Raw genomic sequence first — 23258 nt, forward strand, 5'->3', positions numbered from 1 at the left:
TGAGCGACCGACGATCCGCTTTGGCCGAAGCGATGCTCAATCGAGCATAAAGCCTTCTGCTTCTGGGCTTGGCAACTTGATGGCTGGTTCGCCGAGCAGGTCGCGCATTGAGTCCTCGATCACTACGGACATCATGTTGAGCGCGAGGTCGTTGTCGTCGGTGCCGAAAGGCTCTTCGATTTGCGATGCAATGGCTTCGTGCGCCATGAACGTGTACGCCACGAAGACCGCGAAGACGGGCGTGAAGATGCCGATGCTGTCCACCAGGCCGAACGGCAGCGACGCGCAGAAGAAATACACCGTGCGGTGAATCATCACCGAATAGGCGAACGGCAGCGGCGTTGAAGCGATGCGCTCGCATCCGCCGATTACATCCGAGATTCCATTCAGATTTCGATCGAAGGCGATGACGGCCATTGGGTCGATCGCGCCTGTTTGGGCCTGGCGTTGCACCCATTCGCCGAGCGAAAGCAGCAAGGCGGCCGGTTTGTAGCGCGATGCTACGACGCGGGCGAAGAGGGCTGGCGGCAGGCGTTCGGCGAGGTCTGCGGTTGGGTCGCTTTTGCGGAGTTGGTGACGCAGCGCGTGCGGGAGGGCGCTGAGTGCTGCTGTAAATTCTTTGAGGTCTTCTTTTTGCAGCTGTTTTGTCGGCAGGGTGAGCGCCTGGCGGATGAGTGAGCGCGATTCGTTCAGCAGTTGACCCCACAGTTTGCGGGCTTCCCACCAGCGGTCGTAGCTGGCGTTGTTTCTGAAGCCTAGAAATACCGCTAACGCTATGCCTATTAGCGAGAAGGGCGCTGTGGTGTTGAGGTTTAGCGAGATCGGGAGCAGGTGGTCGTGGGCTGCTACGGCGACTATCGAGATGCAGAAGATCAGCGCGAGGCGCGGTAGCAATTGCGGGAGGACGGAGCCTCGCCAGGCTAGCAGCATGCGGAACCAATGGACGTGGGGGCGGATGATCATCTGGTTTTTTTGCCTGCGGCGCTTCGGGGTTTCTATTATCGCTTTTTTGGGTGTTGGGGGATGTTTGGGCATCGTGCTTCGTGCTTTGGGCTTGGGCCTTTCCTTGATTTGTTAGTGGTCCATTAGTGTTGCCCCTGTGCGGGGCGGCACCTACTTTTCTTTGCCGGCCGCAAAGAAAAGTAGGCAAAAGAAAGCGGCTCACACCGCTAGTTCTTAAGCGGGTCCCCCGCGCAGTCGCGGTAGTGGTGCATCTGGAATCTGTGTTCTCGCACATTCCGCGTGAGTGACAAGGCGCTCATTCTTCCGGCGGCGCTGCGCGCACCGTCGCGGTCGTTCATTTGCCCCGTTCGCTTCGTTTTCGCTCAGCGTTTCCCTACCGCTGTAGTCCTCGTATTCGGGTGATGGTTGGGAAATTTCAGAAATCTTGCTGGTGGGCGGCTTTTAGCTCGTGCGGGTGATCACTCGTCAATCGATACGTTTTAGACTCAGTTCGCCGTCGAGACAACGACGGCCAGGCTTGGCGGCCTGTGTGTAGAGTAGAACCCGTGCGCCTGCGCAGTCAGGCGTGCGTTAGCCTTCGCACGCTATCTTGTTATGGGCGGGCCGTGGCAAGGAGACCTTCGAGTCTGCCGGTTCTGGTTCTACGCCGGCCGCCAACCTTGTCACTGTGCCCGCTCACCACCTTGCAAGCGCGTGTCGGGCGATCCAGGTAAGTTTCAGCGAGATCGCGCCATGAGTAAATCCATCAAGAATTCACGCACTACGTCGCGTCCGCCCGTTGATGCACTTCAATACGAAAAACTGGCTTTGTCCGCATTCGGACTCGTTGAACGGCAGCTAGGTCAATTGGACAAGCTGGTCACGTTTGTGGCTTCAATAGTTAGGAGTCCGGCGGTGACAAGAGAGGAAAGGCACCGCCAGCGGAAACTGCTGGAACTGCTGTTGGACACCGTCGAGGACTACCACCGCGAAGTCGAAATTGACCGCGAGTTATACCAGGTCATGGCACTCGACGCGAAGGGCATTCCGGAAAGGCGGATCACGGCGCGCCGCGCAGCGGACCTCCTGGCAAAGGCTGCGCGGACAGCGGCGGGTAGCCGTGAGCGTATCGGCGCAACGAGGCGGACGGAGAACAAACAGATGCAATTCAAAACGGTCTCGCGTCGCACGGCGACAGCACACTGACGGCGAGCCACAAGCCACAAGCCACAAGCCACAAGCCACAAGCCACAAGCCACAAGCCACAAGCCACAAGCCACAAGCCACAAGCCACGAGTCACGAGTCACGAGTCACGAGTCACGAGCGATGAGCCACGAGCCGTGACCCGTGACCCGTGAGGTAGGAGCCAGGAGACACGAGACACGACCCGCGACCCGCGACCCGCGAGTGGCGACCTGCGGCGTCGCACTGCGGCCATGAAGGAAGAGGCATGTATCTTTCGCATTCCGAGGGTACTGCGGTGCGACGGGATGCGCGTGCTGCGGTGATCGCAAATGTGCTGGGTCAACGCTGACATTTTCCCGAGCAACCCCGCTTAAAGATCCGAAAGCCTCCAACAGCACATCGCCGAGGCGAAGCCGACGGCCCGCACCGCGTACGGCGAAACCCACGGACTTCAAGCAGACCCTTCCGGCGAGCGCGTTGCGCGAGGCGGGAAGAATGAGCGCTTTGTCACTCACGCGGAATGTGCGAGAGCACAGATTCCAGATGAACCACTACCGCAACTGTGCGGGGGGCCCCGCTTAAGAATTAGCGGTGTGAGCCGCTTTCTTTTGCCTACTTTTCTTTGCGGCTGGCAAAGAAAAGTAGGTGCCGCCCCGCACAGGGGCAACACTAATGGACCACTAACAAATCAAGGAAAGGCCAACACCACAAAAAAACACCCAAACCCGCGGCGCAGACCAAAAACCTCAATCCTCAAACCTCAATCCTCAATCCCTAGCCGAAGAAGCCGCCCCATGACTCAACCAATCCAGCACAGCACTAGCATCATCATCAGCCCCTTGCCTGGCCTTAGCCACAGTCTCAGCCACATCAGCGCTAGGCACAGCCCGCCGAATAGCCACACCCACAGCAAGAATATCAATCATAACCAGATGCAAAATCCGCGAAATCATCGACAACTGCGACTCACGAATTTCAATATGATCAGTCTCAAGCGCGACAGTAGCCCGCTTAGCCAAAGGCGTATTACTCGAAGTAATAGCAATCACCTTAGCGCCAGCCTGCATAGCCACATCAAGAACGCGCAACAACTCAGGCGCGCGCCCTGACTTGGACACAGCAACGATCACATCCCCCTTCCCAAGCAAAGCAGCCGACGCCGCCTGCATATACAAATCGCCGTAGGCGATAGTAGGAATGCCAAACCGGAAGAACTTGTAATGCGCATCCTGAGCGACGATATTCGAATTCCCGAGCCCATAGAACTCGATGCGCCGCGCGCCGTTCAGCAGATCAATAGCCCGCTCGACCTGATCGAAATTCAAATGCTCGCGCAACTGCAAAATCGCCGACACGGTGTTATCGAGCACCTTCGCGCCGAAGTCCGTCGCCGTATCGCCGAGATGCACCTGACTATGGCTAACAGGAATAGTGCCCGTCAACCCAGTCGCCAGCTTCAGCTTGAAATCCGACAGCCCCTGGCAACCCAACGACCGACAAAACCGGATCACAGTCGGCTGACTCACATCCGCCTTCCGCGCGATATCCACAATCGGATCATTGATAATCGACCGCGGATGATTCAGCGCAAGATCAGCCACACGTCGCTCGGCCGGCGTCAACGCATCGCGCATCTGCCGAATCCGCTCGAACACGGCCGATGAACTGCCCCCGGCGCGATTCGACAACTGCTCGGCAAGAATCGCGGAAACACCCAGAAACGCCGGATATTCAGCGGTAATCACATAAGTCGGCACGTTCTGCAGATAAGCCTCGAACCGGCCTTTAGCCTCGAAGCGCTTGCGAAACGACGACCGCGAAAAGAACTCGCCAAGCCGCGGCACGACACCACCGCCAATATAAATCCCGCCCAACGCCCCGAGCGTCACCGCAATATTGCCCGCGAAGGTGCCGAGAATGCCGCAGAACACATCGACGGATTCCGCTGCCAGCGGTTCGCCTTCCAGCGCACGCTTGACGATCTCGATCGTGTCGACATTCGCCGCCACGCGTTTCTTGTCGCGGCCCGCGAGCGCGCGATAAATCACTTCGATACCAGGCCCCGCCGCCACGCGCTCGAACGACACATGCGACCACTTCTTGCGCGCGTACTGCAACACGATATCTTCGCGTTCGTCAGCCGGCGCAAAAGTCGCATGACCACCTTCACTGCCAAGCGCGATCCAGCGATCATCAGCGGGAATCAAACCGGACACACCCATGCCGGTCCCAGGCCCAAGCAAACCAATCACGCTATTCGGCCGACGCGCACCACCGCCCACCTGCACGCGCTGCGCGTCAGTGAGGCCAGGCAGCGCCATCGCCAGCGCGGTAAAGTCGTTCACCACCAGCAGCGTGTCGAAACCAAGCGCGCGCCGCGTCGCCTCGATCGAAAAGCTCCAGTCGTGATTCGTCATGCTCACCTGATCGCCATCGACCGGATTTGCAATAGCAATCGCCGCATGATTCACGCGGCCGATCTTGGTGTCCTTCAGATACTTTTTGATGACTTCGGCAACGCCCGGATAGTCCGCGCACGGATAGACCTTCACCGAGCCGATTTCGCCGGGGCTCGTCTCCAGCGCGAAGCGCGCATTCGTGCCGCCGATGTCGGCCAGCAGCCTCGGTCCATCGGCGTGCTGGCCCGCGCCCGGAACAGCCTTAGTTTGCACACCAGTAGACATCGAGTCTCACTCCCTTGTCGTTTGCCAACTGCGAGATGGCATTTTTTTGTAGCGAAGCGGACGCGGCATTCAGCACGTCCATCTTGCGCGGTCCTGCAATCAGCAAAAACAGATGCTTCACTTCCTTCAACGCGGACATCGACCAGCTCACGCGCGCATGAGGCGCGCTGCCAGGATGCACGGCAACGAAGCGATCGGTGGTGGTGATCGCATGATCCCATTCGGGCGAGTCGGCGAAGATCGACGCGGTGTGGCCGTCTTCACCCATGCCGAGAATCGCGACGTCGGGCACGCTGCTAAAACGCGCGTCCGCGTTCAGCGCGGCGACGTGCGCGTTGAGATCCTGCGTGGTGTCCACGAGCGGCCAGAACGTGGTGTCCTTCGCGGCGTTCTGCAACAGCGTGGCGTGCACCAGCTGCGAGTTGCTCGCGCTGTCCGTTTCCGGTACCCAGCGGTCGTCGACCAGCGTCACGGCAATGTGCGCCCAGTCGAAGCTTTGCGTCGACAATGTCTGCAGGAACGGGCGCGGGCTGCTGCCGCCGGACACTGCAAGCATTGCTGGGCGCGCGCCAGTGGTGGAGCCGGCGGCCTGCGCGGCGAGCGACGCATGTAATGCGTCGCCGACCGCTTTCGCCAACGCGTCGGATTGGGCGCGTTGGTCGTCGAAAGTGTGAAGCTGGATCACTTCTCCTCCGTGCTGCTTTTTTGTGTGATCTGCGGAATGTGCCGTACTGCTCTCACGCGATGCCTGCACAGTGGATGACTTGCAGGCGCCCTCGTGATACCGGCGCCATTCCGTTCAGTTCGTCGGTGGGTCTTACGGGCGGCGCGCCATATTCCATTCAATACGACGTGCCGCCGTGATTCAATTCTCTTCTTCGAGCCAGCAGGTGCCGTGCTGCGCCAGCATCGCGCTCGAAGCGGCCGGTCCCCACGTGCCCGACGCGTACGGTTTGGGCGGCTTGTTCGACGCCTTCCATTCGTTCAGGATCGGTTCGACCCAACGCCACGCGGCTTCCTGCTCGTCGCGCCGCACAAACAGCGCGAGGCGGCCGTTGATCACGTCGAGCAGAAGGCGCTGATACGCTTCCATCTGTCCTTCGCGGAAGAACTGGTCGAACGCGAGGTCGAGGTGAACGCTGGCGAGGTTCATGCCCTCGCCGGGCTGCTTCGCGAGACAGTACAGTCGAATGGTTTCGTTCGGCTGCAGTCGGATCACCAGGCGGTTCGCGCCGGCACGCAACGCGGAAGCGCCGAGCGCCGAATGCGGCACCGCACGAAAGTTCACGACGATCTCGGCGACGCGATCCGCCAGGCGCTTACCGGTGCGCAGAAAAAACGGCACGCCGGCCCAACGCCAGTTTTCGATCTCGACCTTCAGCGCTACGAAAGTCTCGGTCGTGCTGTCCGGCCGCACGCCGGGCTCGGTTGCGTACGCAGGCACCGCGGTGCCGCGGATCACGCCGGAATGATATTGGCCGCGCACGGCGACCTTGCCGATATCGCGCGGATCGATAGGCTTCAAAGCGCGCAGCACGCGCAGCTTTTCGTCACGTACCGAATCCGAATCCATGGAGTGGGGCGGTTCCATCGCGACGATGGAAAGCAGTTGCAGCAAATGGTTCTGCACCATGTCGCGCAACGCGCCGGTGTTGTCGTAGAAGTCGCCGCGCGCTTCCACGCCGAGTTCTTCGGCAATCGTGATCTGAATGCTCTCGACCCACTCGCGACGCCACAGCGGTTCGAACAGCGCATTGCCGAAGCGCAGCGCCAACAGGTTCTGCACCGGTTCTTTACCGAGGTAGTGGTCGATCCGGTAGATCTGTTCTTCAGCGAAGATTTCGCCGACGGCATCATTGATGGCATTCGACGACTTGAGGTCGTAGCCGAGCGGCTTTTCCAGCACGATGCGCGAATTCTCGTTCAGCCCAACCGATGCCAGCGCATGGCAGATCGGCACGAACAGCGACGGCCCCGTAGCCAGATAGAACACGCGAATGCCAGGCAGGTTCTGTATGGCGTCGCGCAAGTGCACGAAGTCTTCCGCTTTGCCGAGGTCGATGTTCACGAACTCGATGCGCTCCAGAAAACTCGACCATGCCGCTTCGTCCACACCGTTCTTCGACACATGCGGTTTGACGTGCTCGTTCACCCAGTGGATGTACTCGCCGCGATCCGTTGCATGCCGCGCCACCGCAACGATCTTGCCGCTGTCGGCCAACATGCCGCCTGCACGGTGCGCTTCAAACAGTGCGGGGAGGATCTTGCGCATCGACAGATCGCCGGTTCCGCCGAAGAGAACGAAGGTGAAGCTTGAATCGGTTTGCATGAGTCTCCGTCGATGTCCTGGGGCCGCGGAAGATGAGCGAAAGCGCGACCGTAGTCCGATAAAATATTTTTTGACACTGAATTGTAGTTTAACTACAATCCAAATCAAGAGGTAGCGCTAATTCGATGAAAAAAGCGTGCGCTGTGAGTCAAGATGCGCGTTTTCCCGAATCGGCAGGCGTCCCCTGCATGTTAATGGACATTGCGTGTCGGCACGCGCCAGCATGCCCCGGCGGCCTTACGGAAAGCCGGGGAGTTGAGCGGCTTTCCGTAATGGTCGGCACCAGGTTGACATGTAAGGCACCTCGAGTCTGCCGCGCGAAACGCGGGCAGGCAAAAATCAAAAGAGGAGACAGTCAGTTGCATCCCGAACCACTCATCTCTTGAGCTTCCAGCGGCCGGACATTGGTCCGCCGGCACATGCCTCGCGCATGCGCCCGACCGTGCTCGATCGCCCAGTGTTTTGCCTGTTTGAACCAACCACAGCACCCTGGCGACATCAGGGGCCATTTGTTTTTTGTTCAGGTGTCTGGAGGAGATAAGCAATGAAATTTCGCGCGATCATGGGCGCTTTGTGCGCCGCAGGTCTGATGTGTGGCGTCTCGGCCGTGCAAGCCGCCGAGTCGGTCGAAGTGTTGCACTGGTGGACTTCGGGCGGTGAATCGAAAGCCGTCGGCGTCCTCAAGGACGACATGACGAAGCAGGGTTACACGTGGAAGGACTTCGCGGTTGCGGGTGGCGCCGGCGCGGCTGCCATGACGGCACTCAAGACGCAGGTCATCTCGGGCAACGCACCGAGCGCTGCGCAGATCAAGGGTCCGCTGATCCAGGACTGGGCGTCGCAAGGCGTGCTGGTGCCGATCGACTCCGTCGCGGGCGACTGGAAGAAGAATCTGCCGCCGGAAATCGACAAGATCATGCACGCGGACGGTCACTACGTGGCAGCGCCGTTCTCAGTGCACCGCGTGAACTGGCTGTACATCAACAAGGCAGCGCTGGACAAGGCAGGCGGCAAGGCGCCGACCACGTGGCCTGAGTTCTTCGCGGTGGCCGACAAGATGAAGGCCGCGGGCATTCAGCCGATCGCGATGGGCGGCCAGCCGTGGCAAGACCTGACGCTGTGGGAAGACGTCGTGCTGTCGCAAGGCGCGGGCTTCTACAAGAAGGCGCTGGTCGACCTCGACGAGAAGACGCTGACGTCGGATCAGATGGTCGGCGTGTTCGACACGGTCCGCAAGATCCAGGGTTACTTCGACGCGGGCCGCACGGGCCGTGACTGGAACCTGGCAACGGCCATGGTCATCAACGGCAAGGCCGGCATGCAGTTCATGGGCGACTGGGCGAAGGGCGAATTCGCCAACGCCGGCAAGAAGTCGGGCTCGGACTACATCTGCGCCGCGGTGCCGGGCACGGAAAAGTCGTACACGTTCAACGTCGACTCGTTCGTGTTCTTCCAGCAGAAGGGCGCGAAGGCGGCCACGCCGGGTCAGCTCGCGCTGGCCAAGACGATCATGTCGCCGGACTTCCAGGAGCAGTTCAGCCTGAACAAGGGTTCCATCCCGGTTCGTCTGGGCGTGTCGATGGCCAAGTTCGACGACTGCGCGAAGAAGTCGTACGCGGATGAACAAGTGGCGATCAAGTCGGGCGGCTATGTGCCTTCGCTGGCACACGGCATGGCGCAACCGGATGCAGCAGCCGGCGCGATCTCGGACGTGGTCACGAAGTTCATGAACTCGCAGCAGGATTCGAAGAGCGCAGTTGCCGCGCTCGCGAAGGCAGCGAAGACCAAGTAAGTGAAGTAAGCGAAGCGGCGCGCCCGGCGGTTCAGCAACGGGCGCCGGGCGCGCCCTTCACGTCGCTGATTGCACTGGTTGCACTGGTCACAAGCGGCTTCACCCCTGGTTTCATAGAGTCACACCTATGCCGTTGCGGCCTCGCGTCTGTCAGGCGTGAATCTCCCGGCGGTACAGTTTCAGCAGGAGTCGAGTAGTGACTGCTTCTATCAGCGGAAACGGGAAAACGGCTAGCGCCGCCCGCCGCGCGTCGCCCATGGCGGCCCTTGCCGATCGCTGGATTCCGAAGCTGGTGCTCGCACCCAGCGTCGTGATCAGCCTGATCTTCGTCTATGGCTTCATTGCAATTACCGGCTATCTGTCGCTGTCCAATTCGCGACTGATGCCCCGTTATGAATTTGTCGGTCTCGATCGTTATCGCGAACTGTTCGATAACGATGTGTTCTGGACCTCGGCTGCGAACCTCGGCTGGTTCGGCATCCCGTTCATCGGTATCTGTATCGGTCTCGGTCTGTTTCTCGCGATCCTGCTCGATCAGCAGATCCGCAACGAAGGCGCGCTGCGCGCCGTGTTCCTGTACCCAATGGCGCTGTCGTTCATCGTGACGGGTACGGCGTGGCAATGGATCATGACGCCGAGCATCGGCCTCGAAAAAGTATTCCACGACTGGGGCTGGACGAGCTTTTCGTTCAGCTGGCTGGGCGATCCGGACAAGGCGATTTTCTGCGTCGTGATCGCGGCCGTGTGGCAGTCCACCGGCTTCGTGATGGCGCTGTTCCTTGCGGGCTTGCGTGGTGTCGATGGTGAAATCTTCAAAGCCGCGCAGATGGACGGCGCGGGCTTGCCCACCATCTACCGCAAGATCGTGATTCCGAGCATGCGCCCGGTGTTCTTCTCCGTGCTGCTGATTCTCTGCCACATCACGATCAAGACGTTCGACCTTGTGGTTGCATTGACCGCGGGCGGTCCGGGCACGTCGTCGTCGCTGCCGGCTATTTTCATGTACACGTTTTCGTTCAATCGCGGGCAGCTGGGCGTCGGCGCGGCATCGTCGATGATGATGCTCGCCACTGTCGTGGCCGTGCTCGTGCCGCTCATGTATCTGGAATCGAGGAGCACCCGCAATGCAGCCTAAGATGACGATCAGCCGTGCCGTCATTTATGCGGCCCTGTTCCTGTTCGCCCTGTATTTCCTGTTCCCGCTGTACGTGATGCTGTCCACGTCGTTCAAGGACATCGATCAACTCCGCACCGGCAATCTGCTCACGCCGCCCACGCACTGGACCGTCGATCCGTGGATCAAGGCCTGGAGCGGCGCGTGCACGGGTGTGCGTTGCGACGGCATGCAGCCGTTCTTCATGAACTCGGTGCGCATGGTGATTCCCGCCGTGCTGATCTCGTCGATCATCGGCGCGTTCAACGGTTATGTACTCACGCACTGGCGTTTCCGTGGCGCGGATCCGATCTTCACGATGATCCTGGTCGGCTGCTTCATTCCGTTCCAGGCGATCCTGCTGCCGATGGCGCGTTTCGAAGGCTTTCTCGGCCTGTCGAACACGACCACCGGTCTGGTGGTGGTGCACGTGATCTACGGTATCGCCTTCACCACGATGTTCTTCCGCAACTTCTACGTCAGCATTCCGGCTGAACTCGTGAAAGCGGCGCGTATCGACGGCGCGGGTTTCTTCACGATCTTCACGAAGATTCTGCTGCCGGTCTCGCTGCCGATTTTCATGGTGTGCCTGATCTGGCAATTCACGCAGATCTGGAACGACTTCCTGTTCGGTATCGTGTTCTCCGGCGTCGATTCGATGCCGATCACGGTGGCGCTGAACAACCTCGTGAACACCTCGACCGGCGTGAAGGAATACAACGTGGACATGGCCGGCGCGATCATCGCCGCGTTGCCCACGCTGCTGGTCTATATCATCGCCGGACGCTATTTCGTGCGCGGCCTGACGGCCGGCGCGGTGAAGGGCTAAAGGCCAGGCTAAATCATCCGAGCGCGGCGGCTTCTGTTCGATTCGAAGCCGCCGTCACCCGACAAAGTTTTCAAGCAGTACCAGAGACAAGAGGATTCACAGCATGGCAAGCCTTTCCATCCGTGACGTGTACAAGACTTACCCGAACGGGGTGCCGGTTCTGAAGGGTGTCAATATCGACATCGAAGACGGCCAGTTCCTGATTCTGGTCGGCGGTTCGGGCTGCGGGAAGTCGACGCTGCTCAACATGATTGCCGGCCTCGAGACCGTGACCAAGGGCGAGATCCAGATCGACGGCAAGACGGTGAACAACCTGTCGCCGAAAGATCGCGACATTGCGATGGTGTTCCAGTCGTACGCGCTGTACCCGTCCATGACGGTGCGCGAGAACATCTCGTTCGGTCTGAACATCCGCAAGGTGCCGAAGAACGAGCAGACGCAGATTGTCGACCGCGTGTCGAACACGCTGCAGATCACCCATCTGCTGGACCGCAAGCCGGGCCAACTGTCCGGCGGCCAGCGTCAGCGCGTGGCCATGGGCCGTGCCTTGGCGCGCGATCCGGTCATGTTCCTGTTCGATGAACCGCTGTCGAACCTCGACGCGAAGCTGCGTATCGAGATGCGCTCGGAAATCAAGCTGCTGCATCAACGCCTCGGCACGACGATCGTCTACGTGACGCACGATCAGATCGAAGCGATGACGCTCGGCGACCGCATCGCGGTGATGAAAGACGGCGTCGTGCAGCAGTTCGGCGCACCGCAGGACATCTACGACTCGCCGTCGAACCTGTTCGTGGCCGGCTTCATCGGTGCGCCGCCGATGAACTTCATTCAGGGCAAGCTGGTGGAGCAGGGCGCGGGCGTGGCGGTCGAGCTGGATACGGGTGTCGCACGCACGGCGGTGAATTTGCCGTTCGACTCGGCGAAGGTGAAGTCGCACGTGGGCCGTGAGGTGATTCTCGGCCTGCGTCCGGAGCGCATCACCGACGCGCGCGGCGCACACGGCGACAACGCGAAGCTGCAGCCGATCGAAGTGAAGGTCGACGTGATCGAGCCGACCGGTCCGGATACGCTGGTGTTCGCGCAGGTCAACGGCAAGCGCATTGTGAGCCGCGTGCACCCGGCGTCGAATCCGCAACCGCTGGCGAATACGACGCTGCTGTTCGATACGTCTAAGGCGGTGCTGTTCGATCCGTCGAACGAAGAGCGGATTGCCTGATCGCGAAAGTCCGATTGCATGAGAAGAGAAAAGCCCCATGCGTTGCAAGACGCATGGGGCTTTTCATTGCGGCGACCTTGGCTTACTGCTCCGGAATACGCAGATCCGGATTGTTGCGCGCCAGTTCCGTCACCCACTCGATGAAAGCACGCAGCCGCGAACTCAGATTGCGGCGATGCGCATACAGCACCGAAAGCGGCGTGCCGGGGCTCGTATAGCCGGTGAGGATTTCCTTCAGCGCGCCTTGCGCAATCAGATCGGCGACCATGAAGCGTGACGGCTGGATGATGCCGTGACCGAGCGCCGCCGCGCCGATATAGACGCTGCCGTCGTTGACAGCGAGCACGCTCTTTAACGACACCTTGGCAATATCGCCGTCCACCTCGTATTCGAATGGAAACGTCCTGCCGGTGCGCGCGGACACGTAGTTGACCGCGCGGTGCTCGCTCAATTCTTCGAGCGTGGTCGGCTCGCCGTGTTTCTCCAGATATGCCGGCGACGCGCACGTGACAATGCGCGCCTGGCCGATGCGCCGCGCGACGAGACTCGACTCTTCCGGCGTGCCCATACGGATCACGCAATCCACGCCGTCCTGAATCAGATCGATGTTGCGGTCGGCGAGGCCGAGCCGCACGTCGATCTCCGGGTATTGCCGGTAGAAATCGTCGAGCGCGGGCAGCAGCAGCGCGCGCGCCAGCGTGCCGGACGTATCCACGCGGATCGTGCCGGCCGGATTTTCGCGCTTGTTCGACAGCGACGACTCGGCATCGGTGACCTCAGCGAGGATGCGCACGCAGCGCTCGTAGAACAGCGCGCCGTCTTCGGTGACGCTGACCTGGCGCGTCGAACGATTCAACAGACGCACGCCGACGTGTTCCTCCAGCGCCTGGATGGTGCGGCTAACTTTGGCGCGCGGCAGGTCGAGCGACTCGGATACTTTGGTGAAGCTGTTCGCCTCGACCACACGCGTAAATATCTCCATGGCTTCGAAACGGTCCATGTTTTGCCTTAAGGTTGATTGGCGGAAGTAGGTTTCGAAGTGAAGTGTATAGGCTGGGAAATTTGTTGTCGCAAACCGTTAGGGTCGACGTGGCGCGGACGCTCGTCTTTTGCGCGACACGGCCACGCCGTAGCCTTCAATCCCGGTCCGGCGCGCCGAGCGGGAAATACGAACGATAGGGCCGCGCTTCGTCCACCGCGCGAGCGAACGACGGCCGCGCCAGCAGGCGCTTCCGGTAGGCGAGCACGTGCGGAAACGCCGGGCCGATCGCGTGCGTCCAGTCGGCGTAAAACAGGAACGGCGCGGCGCCGCAATCGGCGAGGCTGAACGTGTCGCCGGCCGCCCATTCGCGCTCCGCGATCACCTTGTTCAGCCAGCCGTACGCGGTATCGAGCATGGCGCGCGCATCGGCGACGGCTTGCCGGTCGCGCTCCGGTTCAGGACGCATGCTGTCGTAGACGATCTTTTGCTGCGGCGTCGAGATGTAGTTGTCGAAGAAGCGATCCATGCTGCGCACTTCCAGCGCCGCGCGAGGATCGGCCGGCAGGAGTTGAACCGGCCCGGCGTGATAAAGGCCCAGATACTCGATGATGATGCTCGCCTCCATTACCGTCCGGCTGCCGTCCACCAGCACCGGAAAGCGCTTGATCGGCCAGAGCGCGGCGAATTCGGCCATGACTTGCGGGTCGTCGTGCGCCAGTAGGCGCAGTTCGAACGGCGTGCCGTTTTCGTAGAGCGCGGTCAGGACCTTCTGGCAGTACGAGGAGAAGGGATGGGCGTAGAGCTTCAGGGTCATCGTGGTCACCTTGGACGGTTGGTGAGTTGCTGTGGCACGAAAACGGCCGGAGCGACCGTTTTATCTCACGACGAGTGGGAGCCGCGCAAATCGACAGCCACGACCCTTGGCATCACCATTCGCTACGTTAAAACGTCACAAAGCCATCAAGAAAGATGGTGTAACATTTGAAAACTTTGTAAGAGACCGCGACGTGACCGGCTAGACGGCGCATTAGCAACGAGCCCGGGGCGTCACTCAACCAAAAACGAATAATTCGACGCACGGGGAGCTTCACATGTCCAGCATCACGTCCTCGGTGAACAGCGCGACGGCCAACGCGCAGAGCCAGGTTCAGCAGGCAGCGCAATCCATCATCAGCGGTTCGACCGGCAATTCGTCGATGGATGTCTCGACCCTGGTCTCGGCACTCGTCAACGCCAAAACGGCGGGGCAGGCGGCGGCGTTGCAAGCCAGGCAGACCAGCGACAACACCACGTTATCCGCCTACGGCGCGCTCAGTTCGGCCTTGTCCGCCTTGCAGGCGGCGATCAAAAACCTGTCGGACGGAACGACGTTGTCCACCTTCGCGGCCACCGCGAGCGCCAAGGGCCTTGACCCGAAAGCGGGCCCCGGCGCGGTGGCCGGCAGCTATACGATCGACGTGACGCAGATCGCTTCGTCGCAAAGCCTGTCTTCGGCGGCGTTCGGCGCGACCACGCAACTCGGCACAGGCACGTTGAGCATCTCGGTCGGCGGCAAGTCGATGGATGTCTCGATCGACAACACCAACAACACGCTGAGCGGCATCGCCGCCGCGATCAACAAAGCGTCCAGCAATCCCGGCGTCACGGCTACGATCGTGACCGGCACCGGCGGCGCTCACCTCGTGCTGCGCTCGGCGGCCACCGGTTCGGGCAATACGATCAACGTGACCACTAGCAACGTCCAGAACGACGCAGGCCTGTCGAGCCTCGGCGTGACGTCGACGCCCGGCGCGAACGGCGGGGCGTCCACGATCGTGTCGTCGGATGCCGGCAATGCGTGGCATCAGAGCGAAGTGGCGCAGGACGCGCTGCTCACCATCGGCGGAATCGCGGCGCGCAGCGCCAACAACGCCGTCACCGATGCCATTGCCGGCGTCACGCTGAATCTGTCGAGCACTTCGGTCAACAATCCGCAGACGCTGACCATCGCGCCGGACACCACCGCGCAGAACACGGCCATCACGAATTTCGCCAACCTGTACAACACCGTCGTCACCACGATCAGCAAGCTGTCCTCGTACGACAAATCGTCGAAGCAGGCCGGCGCGTTGCTCGGCGATTCCACGCTGTTGACGGTCAAGAACGCGCTGGCGTCGATCGTGAGCGGCGGGGTGGGTACGGGCACGTCGGTGGTGAGCCTTGGGCACATCGGCATCACGCTGAAAGGCGATCCGGCGGACGGCACGCTGGTGGTCGACAACGCGAAACTCACTACCGCGCTCAATACCAGCCCGGCGCAGGTTGCCGCGCTATTCAACTCGACCGATGGTCTCGGCGCGAAGTTGAACAAGAGCATCAACGAGTTCACGCGGACGGGCGGCATCATCGACACGCGCAATACCGCGTTGAATGCCGACCTGAAGAGTGTCACCGCGCAACAGACCAGGCTCAGCGATTACTCCACGCAATTGACGAAGCAGTATCAGAGTCAGTTCACCGCGTTGAACACCTTGATGGCGACCATGAACAACAATTCGGCCTATCTGACGGCGCTGTTCGGCGGCTCGAAGAGCGCGGGGGCGTTGGCGACCAACAAGTGAGTTTGAAGCGCGGCGCGTTGCAGTTTACGGGCAATGCGCCGTGCGACCTCGCGAGCCACGCCGCGTCAGTCAATGCGGCAAACGCACATTGAACCTGAACGTCACCAACCTCGCGAGCAGGATAAAAGCGGTGGCAATCAACACGCTATACACCGTGTCGAAATCGATGTAATCCAGCAGCACGTACAGCCAGCAGCCCACGAACGCACACGTGGCATACGGCCGCGAATCGCGCAGGATCAGCGGCACTTCATTGCACAGCACGTCGCGGATCACGCCGCCGAAAACGCCCGTCAGCACGCCCATCATCACCGAGGTGAACCACGGCATCTGCGCGTCGTGCGCGATCGATGTGCCGCCTATGCTGAACAGTCCCAGCCCGATCGCATCGGCTACCAGCAGAACCCGCTCTGAAAACAGCCGCGAGGTCATCTTCAACAGCGTCGGCGCGAATAGCGACATAACGAAGATCGCGATCAGATAGCCTTGATGTTCGACCCAGTAAAAAGGCCGCCTCTCCAGCAGCACATCGCGCAACGTGCCGCCGCCGAAAGCCGTGGCGATCGCCACCAGAAATGTCCCGACGGCATCAAGCCGGCGGGTTTTGGCTTCGATGAAACCTGAAATGGCGTACGCGAAAATCGCCAGCGCCTCCATGATGGTCAGCGCGAGCGTCAGCCTTGGATGGATCACCGTGGCTCCGTCAGGCTTTGGCGTGAGCCGGCGCAGCGCCCGGCTGCAACAGCACGACCACCGCGCCGGCGCCGCCGTCATGCGGACGCGCCTGGCAGAATGCGATCACTTCGGACTTCTGCACGAGCCACGCGCGCACTTTGCCTTTCAACACCGGCTCCTTGCCGATCGACCCCAAGCCCTTGCCGTGAATCACGCGCAAACACCGCAAGCCGCGCTTCACCGATTCGCGGATGAACTCGGCCAGCGCCTCGCGCGCTTCCTCGCGCCGCATGCCATGCAGATCGATTTGCGCTTGCACGATCCAGTCGCCGCGCCGCAGTTTGCGCACGACTTCCTGGCTCACGCCGGGGCGGCAGTAGTACAGCGTCTCATCCGTTTCGAGCAGAATCTCGGGATCGAACTCGTCCGAGATTGCTTCGTGCAGCACGGCTTCTTCGTCGAGTTTGGTCTGTACCGGCAGCGGCGGCGGGGGATTGCGCGGCTGCGTGGCGCGCGGCGGCACGGCGAGCGGCGCGACGGAGCCGATCTCGCGGCGGAACAGATCGGCGTCCGCCGAGGCTTCACGCTGCGCGGCAGCAGCGGCTACCCTTTCACGCTCGCGCCGTTGCGTGTCGACTTTGAGCGCGTCGCGCAATGCGCCGAGGCCGGCGAGACCGGCCGCCGGATCGAGCTTCGGTTTGACGGCAGGCGCAGCCGGTTCGGGCGCGGGCCGCGCGACGGCTCGCGCGCGCTTCGGTTCGCTCGGGTGAGGCTGATTCTTCGGCATATCGCTAGTAACAGGCAGAGAAAGGAGATCGGTCGCGCGACGTTTCCTGGCGACCGGAAGACCTGAATGCAAAAAGGCCGCCGGCTTTGCAGCCGCGGCCTTCTTTCAAGCGGGCGGCCGGGCGATGCCCAGCCGCCATTTTACCGTTGCACTCAGTCTGCCGACGCGGTTCGCAGACTGGCGCGGCCGCCGCCGTGAATTAACGCTCGGCTTCCTGGCTCATCGCGTGCTCGCCGACCATCTCGTCGATGGTTTCCAGGTAGCGTTGCGCGTCGAGCGCAGCCATACAACCCGTGCCGGCGCTGGTGATCGCCTGACGGTACACGTGGTCCTGCACGTCGCCCGCGGCGAACACGCCCGGCACGCTGGTGGCGGTCGCGAACCCGTTCAGGCCGCCCTTGGTGATGATGTAGCCGTTCTTCATCTCCAGTTGGCCGGCGAAAATGTCCGTGTTCGGCTTGTGGCCAATCGCGACGAACAGACCTTGCAGCGCGATGTCTTCGGTGGCACCCGTTTTTGTGTTCTTGATGCGCAGGCCGGTCACGCCGGACTGGTCGCCGGTGACTTCGTCGAGCGTGCTATCCCACTTGATCTCGACCAGGCCTTCCTTTTCCTTTGCCAGCAAACGGTCGATCAGGATCGGCTCGGCGCGGAACTTGTCGCGGCGATGAATCACGGTCACCTTCCTGGCGATCCCGGACAGATAGAGCGCTTCCTCGACCGCGGTATTGCCGCCGCCGATCACGGCCACATGTTGTTGCTTGTAGAAGAAGCCGTCGCAGGTGGCGCAAGCCGACACGCCTTTGCCCATGAACGCTTCTTCCGACGGCAGGCCGAGATACTGCGCCGATGCGCCGGTCGAGATGATCAGCGAGTCGCAGGTGTATTCGCCCGAGTCGCCGATCAGGCGGATCGGCTTCTCATCGAGCTTGGCCGTATGAATGTGGTCGAAAATGATTTCGGTGTTGAAGCGCTCGGCGTGCTCCAGGAAGCGCCCCATCAGTTCCGGGCCTTGCACGCCGTTGGGGTCCGCAGGCCAGTTTTCGACGTCGGTCGTGGTCATGAGCTGGCCGCCTTGAGCCAGACCCGTGACAAGCACCGGCGCGAGGTTGGCGCGCGCCGCGTAGACCGCCGCCGTGTAGCCGGCGGGACCGGAACCGAGAATCAGAACCTTGGCGTGTTTCGTGGAAGTTGCAGGCATGATCGAATCCTTTTACGGCGCCCGGCTCGCCCATGCGAGGCCGCGCGACTTGAGCTGAAACTATAGATGGGTATCAGCGCGACATTATAAAGGGCGGGGCGCCGGCCTGCTCCATGAAGCTTTCCGATCACGCCGATAGCGTCGGCGGCGGGCCTCGCCACACCTTTCTGTGGCCAAACGGCCAAGTTACCGTCATTTACAGCCTCGCGCGGGACACTGCGTTTACAATAGGCCGGATCGAAGTTCCCGGAAGCCGGGATCGGGCCCGAAGCCGCGCTGGGCGAGGCTTAAGCACGACTCAGGCCGGAGCCGGGCACACACCGGGCACACACGCAACAGGATCAATGGCAAAAGCTCCCTATTCCGCGAGCGCGCAGGCATTGCCGCACCGCATGTCGCGCCTTTTCACCGAAATCCGCTGGATCCTGCAGGTGGCGCTCGGCGTTTTCCTGCTCATGGCGCTCGTCAGCTATAGCCGGCGCGATCCGAGCTGGACCCACGCCGCGCAGGTGGACCATATCGCCAACTGGGCGGGCCGCGTCGGCGCGTGGACGTCGGACATCCTGCTGCTGCTGTTCGGCCTGTCCGCCTACTGGTGGATCGTGCTGCTCGGCCGCCATATCTCCGCGAACTACAAGCGCATCACCCATCACGAGGAAGAGCAGGAAGACGTGCCGCGCGAGAGCTGGCTCGCCGACGCGTTCGCTTTCATGCTGGTCCTGCTGGCCTGCGACGGCATCGAGGCGCTGCGCATGTGGTCGCTGAAAGTGCAGTTGCCGCGCGCGCCGGGTGGCGTGATCGGCGAGGCCGTCGCGCGTGGCGTGTCGCATGCGCTGGGCTTCACGGGCGGCACGCTGGCGCTCCTGATCGTGCTCGGCATCGGTTTGTCGCTGTATTTCCGTTTCTCGTGGCTGTCCGTGTCGGAGAAGGTCGGCGAATCGATCATTTCCGCGGTGACTTTCGCCAAGCTGCGCCGCGAGGCCGGCCGCGACCGCAAGCTGGGCGAAGCGGCTGCGGTCAAGCGCGAGGGCAAGGTCGAGAAGGGCCGCGTGCGGATCGAGGAGCACGAGCCGGTCATGATCGTGCCGCCGGTCGTCACGCCGGCCAAGTCGGAGCGTGTCGAGAAAGAGCGGCAAGTGCCGCTCTTCACCGACCTGCCGGGCGATTCCACCTTGCCGCCCATTTCGCTGCTCGATGCCGCGCCCGTCGCGCAGGAAACTATCTCCGCGGATACGCTGGAATTCACCTCGCGCCTGATCGAGAAGAAGCTCAAGGACTTCGGCGTCGAAGTGAGCGTGGTCGCGGCGTATCCCGGCCCGGTGGTCACGCGTTATGAGATCGAGCCGGCCACCGGTGTGAAGGGCAGCCAGATCGTCGGTCTTGCCAAGGACCTCGCGCGTTCGCTGTCGCTCGTGTCGATTCGCGTGGTTGAAACCATTCCGGGCAAGAATTTCATGGCGTTGGAGTTGCCGAACCAGCGTCGTCAGACCGTGAGCCTCTCAGAGATTCTCGGCTCGGCGGTCTATGCGGATGCCGCGTCGCCGCTGACCATGGGGCTCGGCAAAGACATCGGCGGCAAGCCGGTGTGCGCCGACCTCGCGAAGATGCCGCACTTGCTGGTGGCGGGTACGACGGGGTCGGGCAAGTCGGTCGGTATCAACGCGATGATCCTGTCGCTGCTCTACAAGGCGAGCGCCGAGCAGGTCCGCATGATCCTGATCGATCCGAAGATGCTCGAAATGAGCGTGTATGAAGGCATTCCGCATCTCTTGTGTCCGGTCGTGACGGACATGCGTCAGGCCGGTCACGCGCTCAACTGGGCAGTCGCTGAGATGGAGCGCCGCTACAAGCTGATGAGCAAGCTCGGCGTGCGTAACCTCGCCGGCTACAACAACAAGATCGACGAAGCCGCCAAACGCGAAGAAAAACTGCCGAATCCGTTCAGCCTCACACCGGACGATCCGGAGCCGCTCACGCGTCTGCCGAACATCGTGGTGGTGATCGACGAACTGGCCGACCTGATGATGGTGGTCGGCAAAAAGGTCGAAGAACTGATCGCGCGGATCGCGCAGAAGGCGCGCGCGGCCGGCATTCACCTGATTCTGGCGACTCAGCGTCCGTCGGTGGATGTGATCACCGGCCTCATCAAGGCTAACGTGCCGACGCGGATGGCTTTCCAGGTGTCGTCGAAGATCGACTCGCGCACCATTCTCGACCAGCAGGGCGCGGAATCGCTGCTCGGTATGGGCGACATGCTGTATCTGCCGCCGGGCAGCGGCTTGCCGGTGCGCGTGCACGGCGCGTTCGTGTCGGACGAGGAAGTGCATCGCGTGGTCGACAAACTCAAGGAGCAGGGCGAGCCGAACTACATCGAGGGCATTCTCGAAGGCGGCGTGACGGGCGAGGGCGACGAAGGCTCCGCGGGCGCCGGAGGAACCGGATCGGGCGACGGCGAGTCGGACCCGTTATACGACCAGGCGGTCGACGTCGTGCTGAAGAACCGCCGTGCGTCGATCTCGCTGGTGCAGCGGCATTTGCGCATCGGCTATAACCGTGCGGCCCGGCTGCTCGAGCAGATGGAAAACTCGGGCGTGGTGTCGGCGATGTCGTCGAACGGCAATCGCGAGATTCTCGCGCCGGCGCGGGAAGCGGAGTAAACCGCGGGCAGCGAGGCGGCAAATGCGCCTTCGGCCGCGAAACGCGGCGCCTGTTTAGCGCAACCGAAAGCAAGGCAAGCCACGCGTTGTGGCGTAGAGGCGTTGCCACCGCGTCAAAGGCTCGTTTGGGCGAGCGATGCTTTTCGGCATCAAAGGGCCGGTCGCTCTACCCTAAGGCTCGTTTAAGGCGGGGTGGCTAAGCTGCCCATGACCCGTCTGAGTACGGCGCCGATGGGAAACAGGCTCGCTGGCATCGCGGCAGCCCCTCGCCAAATATGGGCACCCAAGGCATTGCCCAACGCGCAAGCAAGCGGTCACGACCGCTCAACGAATTCAATCAAGGGAGAAAACCACATGCAGCTATTCGCGCAGCAGCACGCACGAGAGAATGCTCAATCCAACCGATTTGGCCAGTTCGCCCGCAGCTTTGTGCGCGGCGTCGGCAGCTTGGCGATCGGCGCGTCGGTGCTGTTCGCGTCGCAGGCGTTCGCGAGCGGGACCGAGCAACTGAAGGCGTTCGTCGCGCAAGTGCATTCGGCGCGCGGCACTTTTGTCCAGCAGGAAGTGCGGGCGCCGAGCAAAGCGCAAGGCGCAAGCGGCGCGTTGTCGACCCAAGGGACGGGCAAAACCGGCACGTCGAGCGGCACCTTCACGTTCGCGCGTCCCGGCAAGTTCATCTGGCAATACGAGAAGCCCTATGCGCAACTGTTGCAGGCAGACGGCGACAAGCTCTATGTCTACGACAAGGATCTGAATCAGGTGACGGTGCGCAGCCTCGGCGGTGCGCTCGGTGCGAGCCCGGCGGCGATCCTGTTCGGCAGCAATGATCTCGACAAGAACTTCACGTTGCGCGATGCGGGCGTGAAGGCCGGCATCGACTGGCTCGAACTCACGCCGAAAGCGAAAGACACGCAGTTCCAACGCGTCGGCATCGGCTTCAAGGACGGCAATCTCGAAGCGATGGAATTGCACGACGTGTTCGGCAACGTGACGCTGCTGACCTTCTCGAACATTCAGAAGAATCCGCCGCTGCCGGCCGACGCGTTCAAGTTCACGGTGCCGAAGGGCGCGGACGTGATCAACGGATAAGCCGATACGCAGTTGGCGTGCGATCGTTAAAAAGCCATGGCATGCCGTGGCTTTTTTATTGCAGTGTTATTTGGTCACCAGTCGGCCACTATTCGTCCACTTCCAGAACCTGCACCGGATGCGCGGCCTTCATATCGTCGATAAACGCTTCGACGATATCCGTACGATGCTGCCGCGCCCGTGTGACCATGTGAAACGCGACGCGATAACGCATCTGCGCCGGGTTCAGCGCGGCGAGCAACCCTTGCTTGACGAACGGCGCCGCGAAATGTCCCGGCAGATAGCCGAGATGATGCCCGGAGAGCACCAGCATCGCGACCGCTTCCATGTTGTCCGCGACTGCGGTGACGTTCTGCGGCGTGGTCGAACTCTCGGCTTCGGGCAGCGGATAGCTGCGCCACGCCCATTCATGCTGCGCGGCCTCCGCGGGCGGCACCTCACCGGCCTGAGCGAACAACGGATGCCCTTTCGCGCAATAGGCGAACTGATCTTCCGCGAACACCTCGGTGTATTCGAGCGACGGCACGCGATGCCAGAAATAGCCGATGCCGATCTGAATGCGCCCATTGAGCAGCAGTTCTTCGAGTTCGCCCGGCGAGCGCACCAGAATCGAAAATCGCACGGACTGATCGCGCGCCCGGAACCGGCCGATCGCGTCGCTGATGCGCGCGCTCGCCGACACCGGCGTGTGGCCTATCATGCCTATATCGAGCGTGCCGACCAGCTTGCGGCCCACGTTGCGCGCCTGCATGCCGAAGGTATCGACGGCTGACAGCAGGGCGCGCGCCGCGTCGATGAATTGCTCGCCGCGCGCGGTCAGGCTGAAGCCGCCGCGACCGCGCTCGCACAGCCGGTAGCCGAGGCGGGTTTCCAGCGTGGCGAGTTGCGTGCTGATGGTCGACTGGCCGACGTTGAGCGTCGCTTGGGCCGGGGAGACGCCGCCCGCATCGACAATGGCGAGAAATACGCGGATGAGCCGCAGGTCGAGATCGGTGAGTTGGGAGAACATACGTCAGGATACATCGCTGAAGATCAATGTGAAGTTTATTCCGTCGGTATTTTAACTTCTAGGAAACTGCTCAAGAATCGAGATTCGTCCGGCAAGGTGCGGTTCTGATGCTTCTCCTCGGCCG

Annotated in this window: 18 protein-coding genes; 8 read left to right on the forward strand and 10 right to left on the reverse strand. The window is 61.7% G+C overall.

Annotation, left to right across the window (positions count from 1 at the left end):
* Positions 1-36: 36 nt before the first annotated feature.
* On the reverse strand, positions 37-963 hold the full coding sequence (locus B0G73_RS09000) for a bestrophin family protein (protein ID WP_106279924.1): 927 nt from the start codon (positions 961-963) through the stop codon (positions 37-39).
* Positions 964-1695: 732 nt separating this feature from the next.
* Between B0G73_RS09000 and B0G73_RS09005 the strand changes: the two genes are divergently transcribed.
* Complete coding sequence (locus B0G73_RS09005; protein WP_106279926.1) at positions 1696-2148, forward strand: hypothetical protein; 453 nt, start codon at positions 1696-1698, stop codon at positions 2146-2148.
* 747 nt (positions 2149-2895) lie between these two features.
* On the opposite strand, the gene B0G73_RS09010 is transcribed toward B0G73_RS09005, so the two are convergent.
* From B0G73_RS09010 to zwf, 3 genes are all read right to left on the reverse strand, one after another.
* Positions 2896-4812 (reverse strand): bifunctional transcriptional regulator/glucokinase, encoded by a 1917-nt coding sequence (locus tag B0G73_RS09010; RefSeq protein ID WP_106279928.1) that lies wholly within the window; start codon positions 4810-4812, stop codon positions 2896-2898.
* Positions 4790-5497: a 6-phosphogluconolactonase gene (pgl, locus tag B0G73_RS09015; RefSeq protein ID WP_106279930.1), complete on the reverse strand. Its 708-nt coding sequence runs from the start codon at positions 5495-5497 to the stop codon at positions 4790-4792. The genes B0G73_RS09010 and pgl overlap by 23 nt, the downstream gene beginning before the upstream one ends.
* 180 nt (positions 5498-5677) lie before the next feature.
* Complete coding sequence (gene zwf / locus B0G73_RS09020) at positions 5678-7141, reverse strand: glucose-6-phosphate dehydrogenase (protein WP_106279932.1); 1464 nt, start codon at positions 7139-7141, stop codon at positions 5678-5680.
* Positions 7142-7685: 544 nt separating this feature from the next.
* Here zwf and B0G73_RS09025 point away from each other — a divergent pair.
* The 4 genes from B0G73_RS09025 to B0G73_RS09040 all read left to right on the forward strand — a co-directional run bounded on the left by B0G73_RS09025 (position 7686) and on the right by B0G73_RS09040 (position 12134).
* Positions 7686-8933 (forward strand): ABC transporter substrate-binding protein, encoded by a 1248-nt coding sequence (locus tag B0G73_RS09025; RefSeq protein WP_106279934.1) that lies wholly within the window; start codon positions 7686-7688, stop codon positions 8931-8933.
* 196 nt (positions 8934-9129) lie between these two features.
* Positions 9130-10068 (forward strand): carbohydrate ABC transporter permease, encoded by a 939-nt coding sequence (locus tag B0G73_RS09030; protein ID WP_106279936.1) that lies wholly within the window; start codon positions 9130-9132, stop codon positions 10066-10068.
* Positions 10058-10915, forward strand: a complete 858-nt coding sequence (locus tag B0G73_RS09035; protein ID WP_106279938.1) for a carbohydrate ABC transporter permease — start codon at positions 10058-10060, stop codon at positions 10913-10915. Before B0G73_RS09030 ends, B0G73_RS09035 begins: the two co-directional genes overlap by 11 nt.
* Before the next feature lie 103 nt (positions 10916-11018).
* Complete coding sequence (locus B0G73_RS09040; protein ID WP_106279940.1) at positions 11019-12134, forward strand: ABC transporter ATP-binding protein; 1116 nt, start codon at positions 11019-11021, stop codon at positions 12132-12134.
* A gap of 82 nt (positions 12135-12216) precedes the next feature.
* Here the strand turns inward: B0G73_RS09040 and B0G73_RS09045 are convergent, their stop codons facing one another.
* Entirely contained in the window at positions 12217-13134 is a 918-nt protein-coding gene (locus B0G73_RS09045; RefSeq protein WP_106279942.1) for a LysR family transcriptional regulator, read from the reverse strand.
* 136 nt (positions 13135-13270) lie between these two features.
* Positions 13271-13930 (reverse strand): glutathione S-transferase family protein, encoded by a 660-nt coding sequence (locus B0G73_RS09050; protein ID WP_106279944.1) that lies wholly within the window; start codon positions 13928-13930, stop codon positions 13271-13273.
* Positions 13931-14207: 277 nt separating this feature from the next.
* Here B0G73_RS09050 and fliD point away from each other — a divergent pair, with 277 nt between their 5' ends.
* Positions 14208-15716 (forward strand): flagellar filament capping protein FliD, encoded by a 1509-nt coding sequence (fliD, locus tag B0G73_RS09055; protein WP_106279946.1) that lies wholly within the window; start codon positions 14208-14210, stop codon positions 15714-15716.
* 69 nt (positions 15717-15785) lie between these two features.
* On the opposite strand, the gene B0G73_RS09060 is transcribed toward fliD, so the two are convergent.
* From B0G73_RS09060 to trxB, 3 genes are all read right to left on the reverse strand, one after another.
* Positions 15786-16406 carry a trimeric intracellular cation channel family protein gene (locus B0G73_RS09060; protein ID WP_106280433.1) on the reverse strand — a complete coding sequence of 207 codons (621 nt, stop codon included), beginning with the start codon at positions 16404-16406 and terminating at the stop codon, positions 15786-15788.
* A 13-nt stretch (positions 16407-16419) separates the two neighbouring features.
* The gene (locus B0G73_RS09065) at positions 16420-17178 is read right to left on the reverse strand and encodes a Smr/MutS family protein (RefSeq protein WP_106279948.1); all 759 of its coding nucleotides are present in this window, start codon (positions 17176-17178) and stop codon (positions 16420-16422) included.
* 199 nt (positions 17179-17377) lie between these two features.
* Positions 17378-18379 (reverse strand): thioredoxin-disulfide reductase, encoded by a 1002-nt coding sequence (trxB, locus tag B0G73_RS09070; RefSeq protein WP_106279950.1) that lies wholly within the window; start codon positions 18377-18379, stop codon positions 17378-17380.
* A gap of 344 nt (positions 18380-18723) precedes the next feature.
* On the opposite strand from trxB, the gene B0G73_RS09075 reads away from it, so the two are divergent.
* Both B0G73_RS09075 and lolA read left to right on the forward strand, forming a co-directional pair.
* Positions 18724-21036, forward strand: coding sequence for a DNA translocase FtsK (locus B0G73_RS09075; RefSeq protein ID WP_116142601.1), 2313 nt, complete (start codon positions 18724-18726; stop codon positions 21034-21036).
* Positions 21037-21390: 354 nt separating this feature from the next.
* A complete protein-coding gene (gene lolA, locus B0G73_RS09080; protein WP_106279952.1) occupies positions 21391-22125 on the forward strand; it encodes an outer membrane lipoprotein chaperone LolA in 735 nt (244 codons plus the stop codon).
* 88 nt (positions 22126-22213) lie between these two features.
* Here lolA and B0G73_RS09085 read toward each other — a convergent pair whose 3' ends face one another.
* Positions 22214-23134 carry a LysR family transcriptional regulator gene (locus tag B0G73_RS09085; RefSeq protein WP_106279954.1) on the reverse strand — a complete coding sequence of 307 codons (921 nt, stop codon included), beginning with the start codon at positions 23132-23134 and terminating at the stop codon, positions 22214-22216.
* Positions 23135-23258 lie beyond the last annotated feature (124 nt).

Origin of the sequence: Paraburkholderia sp. BL25I1N1 (assembly GCF_003002025.1) — a bacterium.
GTDB lineage: Bacteria > Pseudomonadota > Gammaproteobacteria > Burkholderiales > Burkholderiaceae > Paraburkholderia.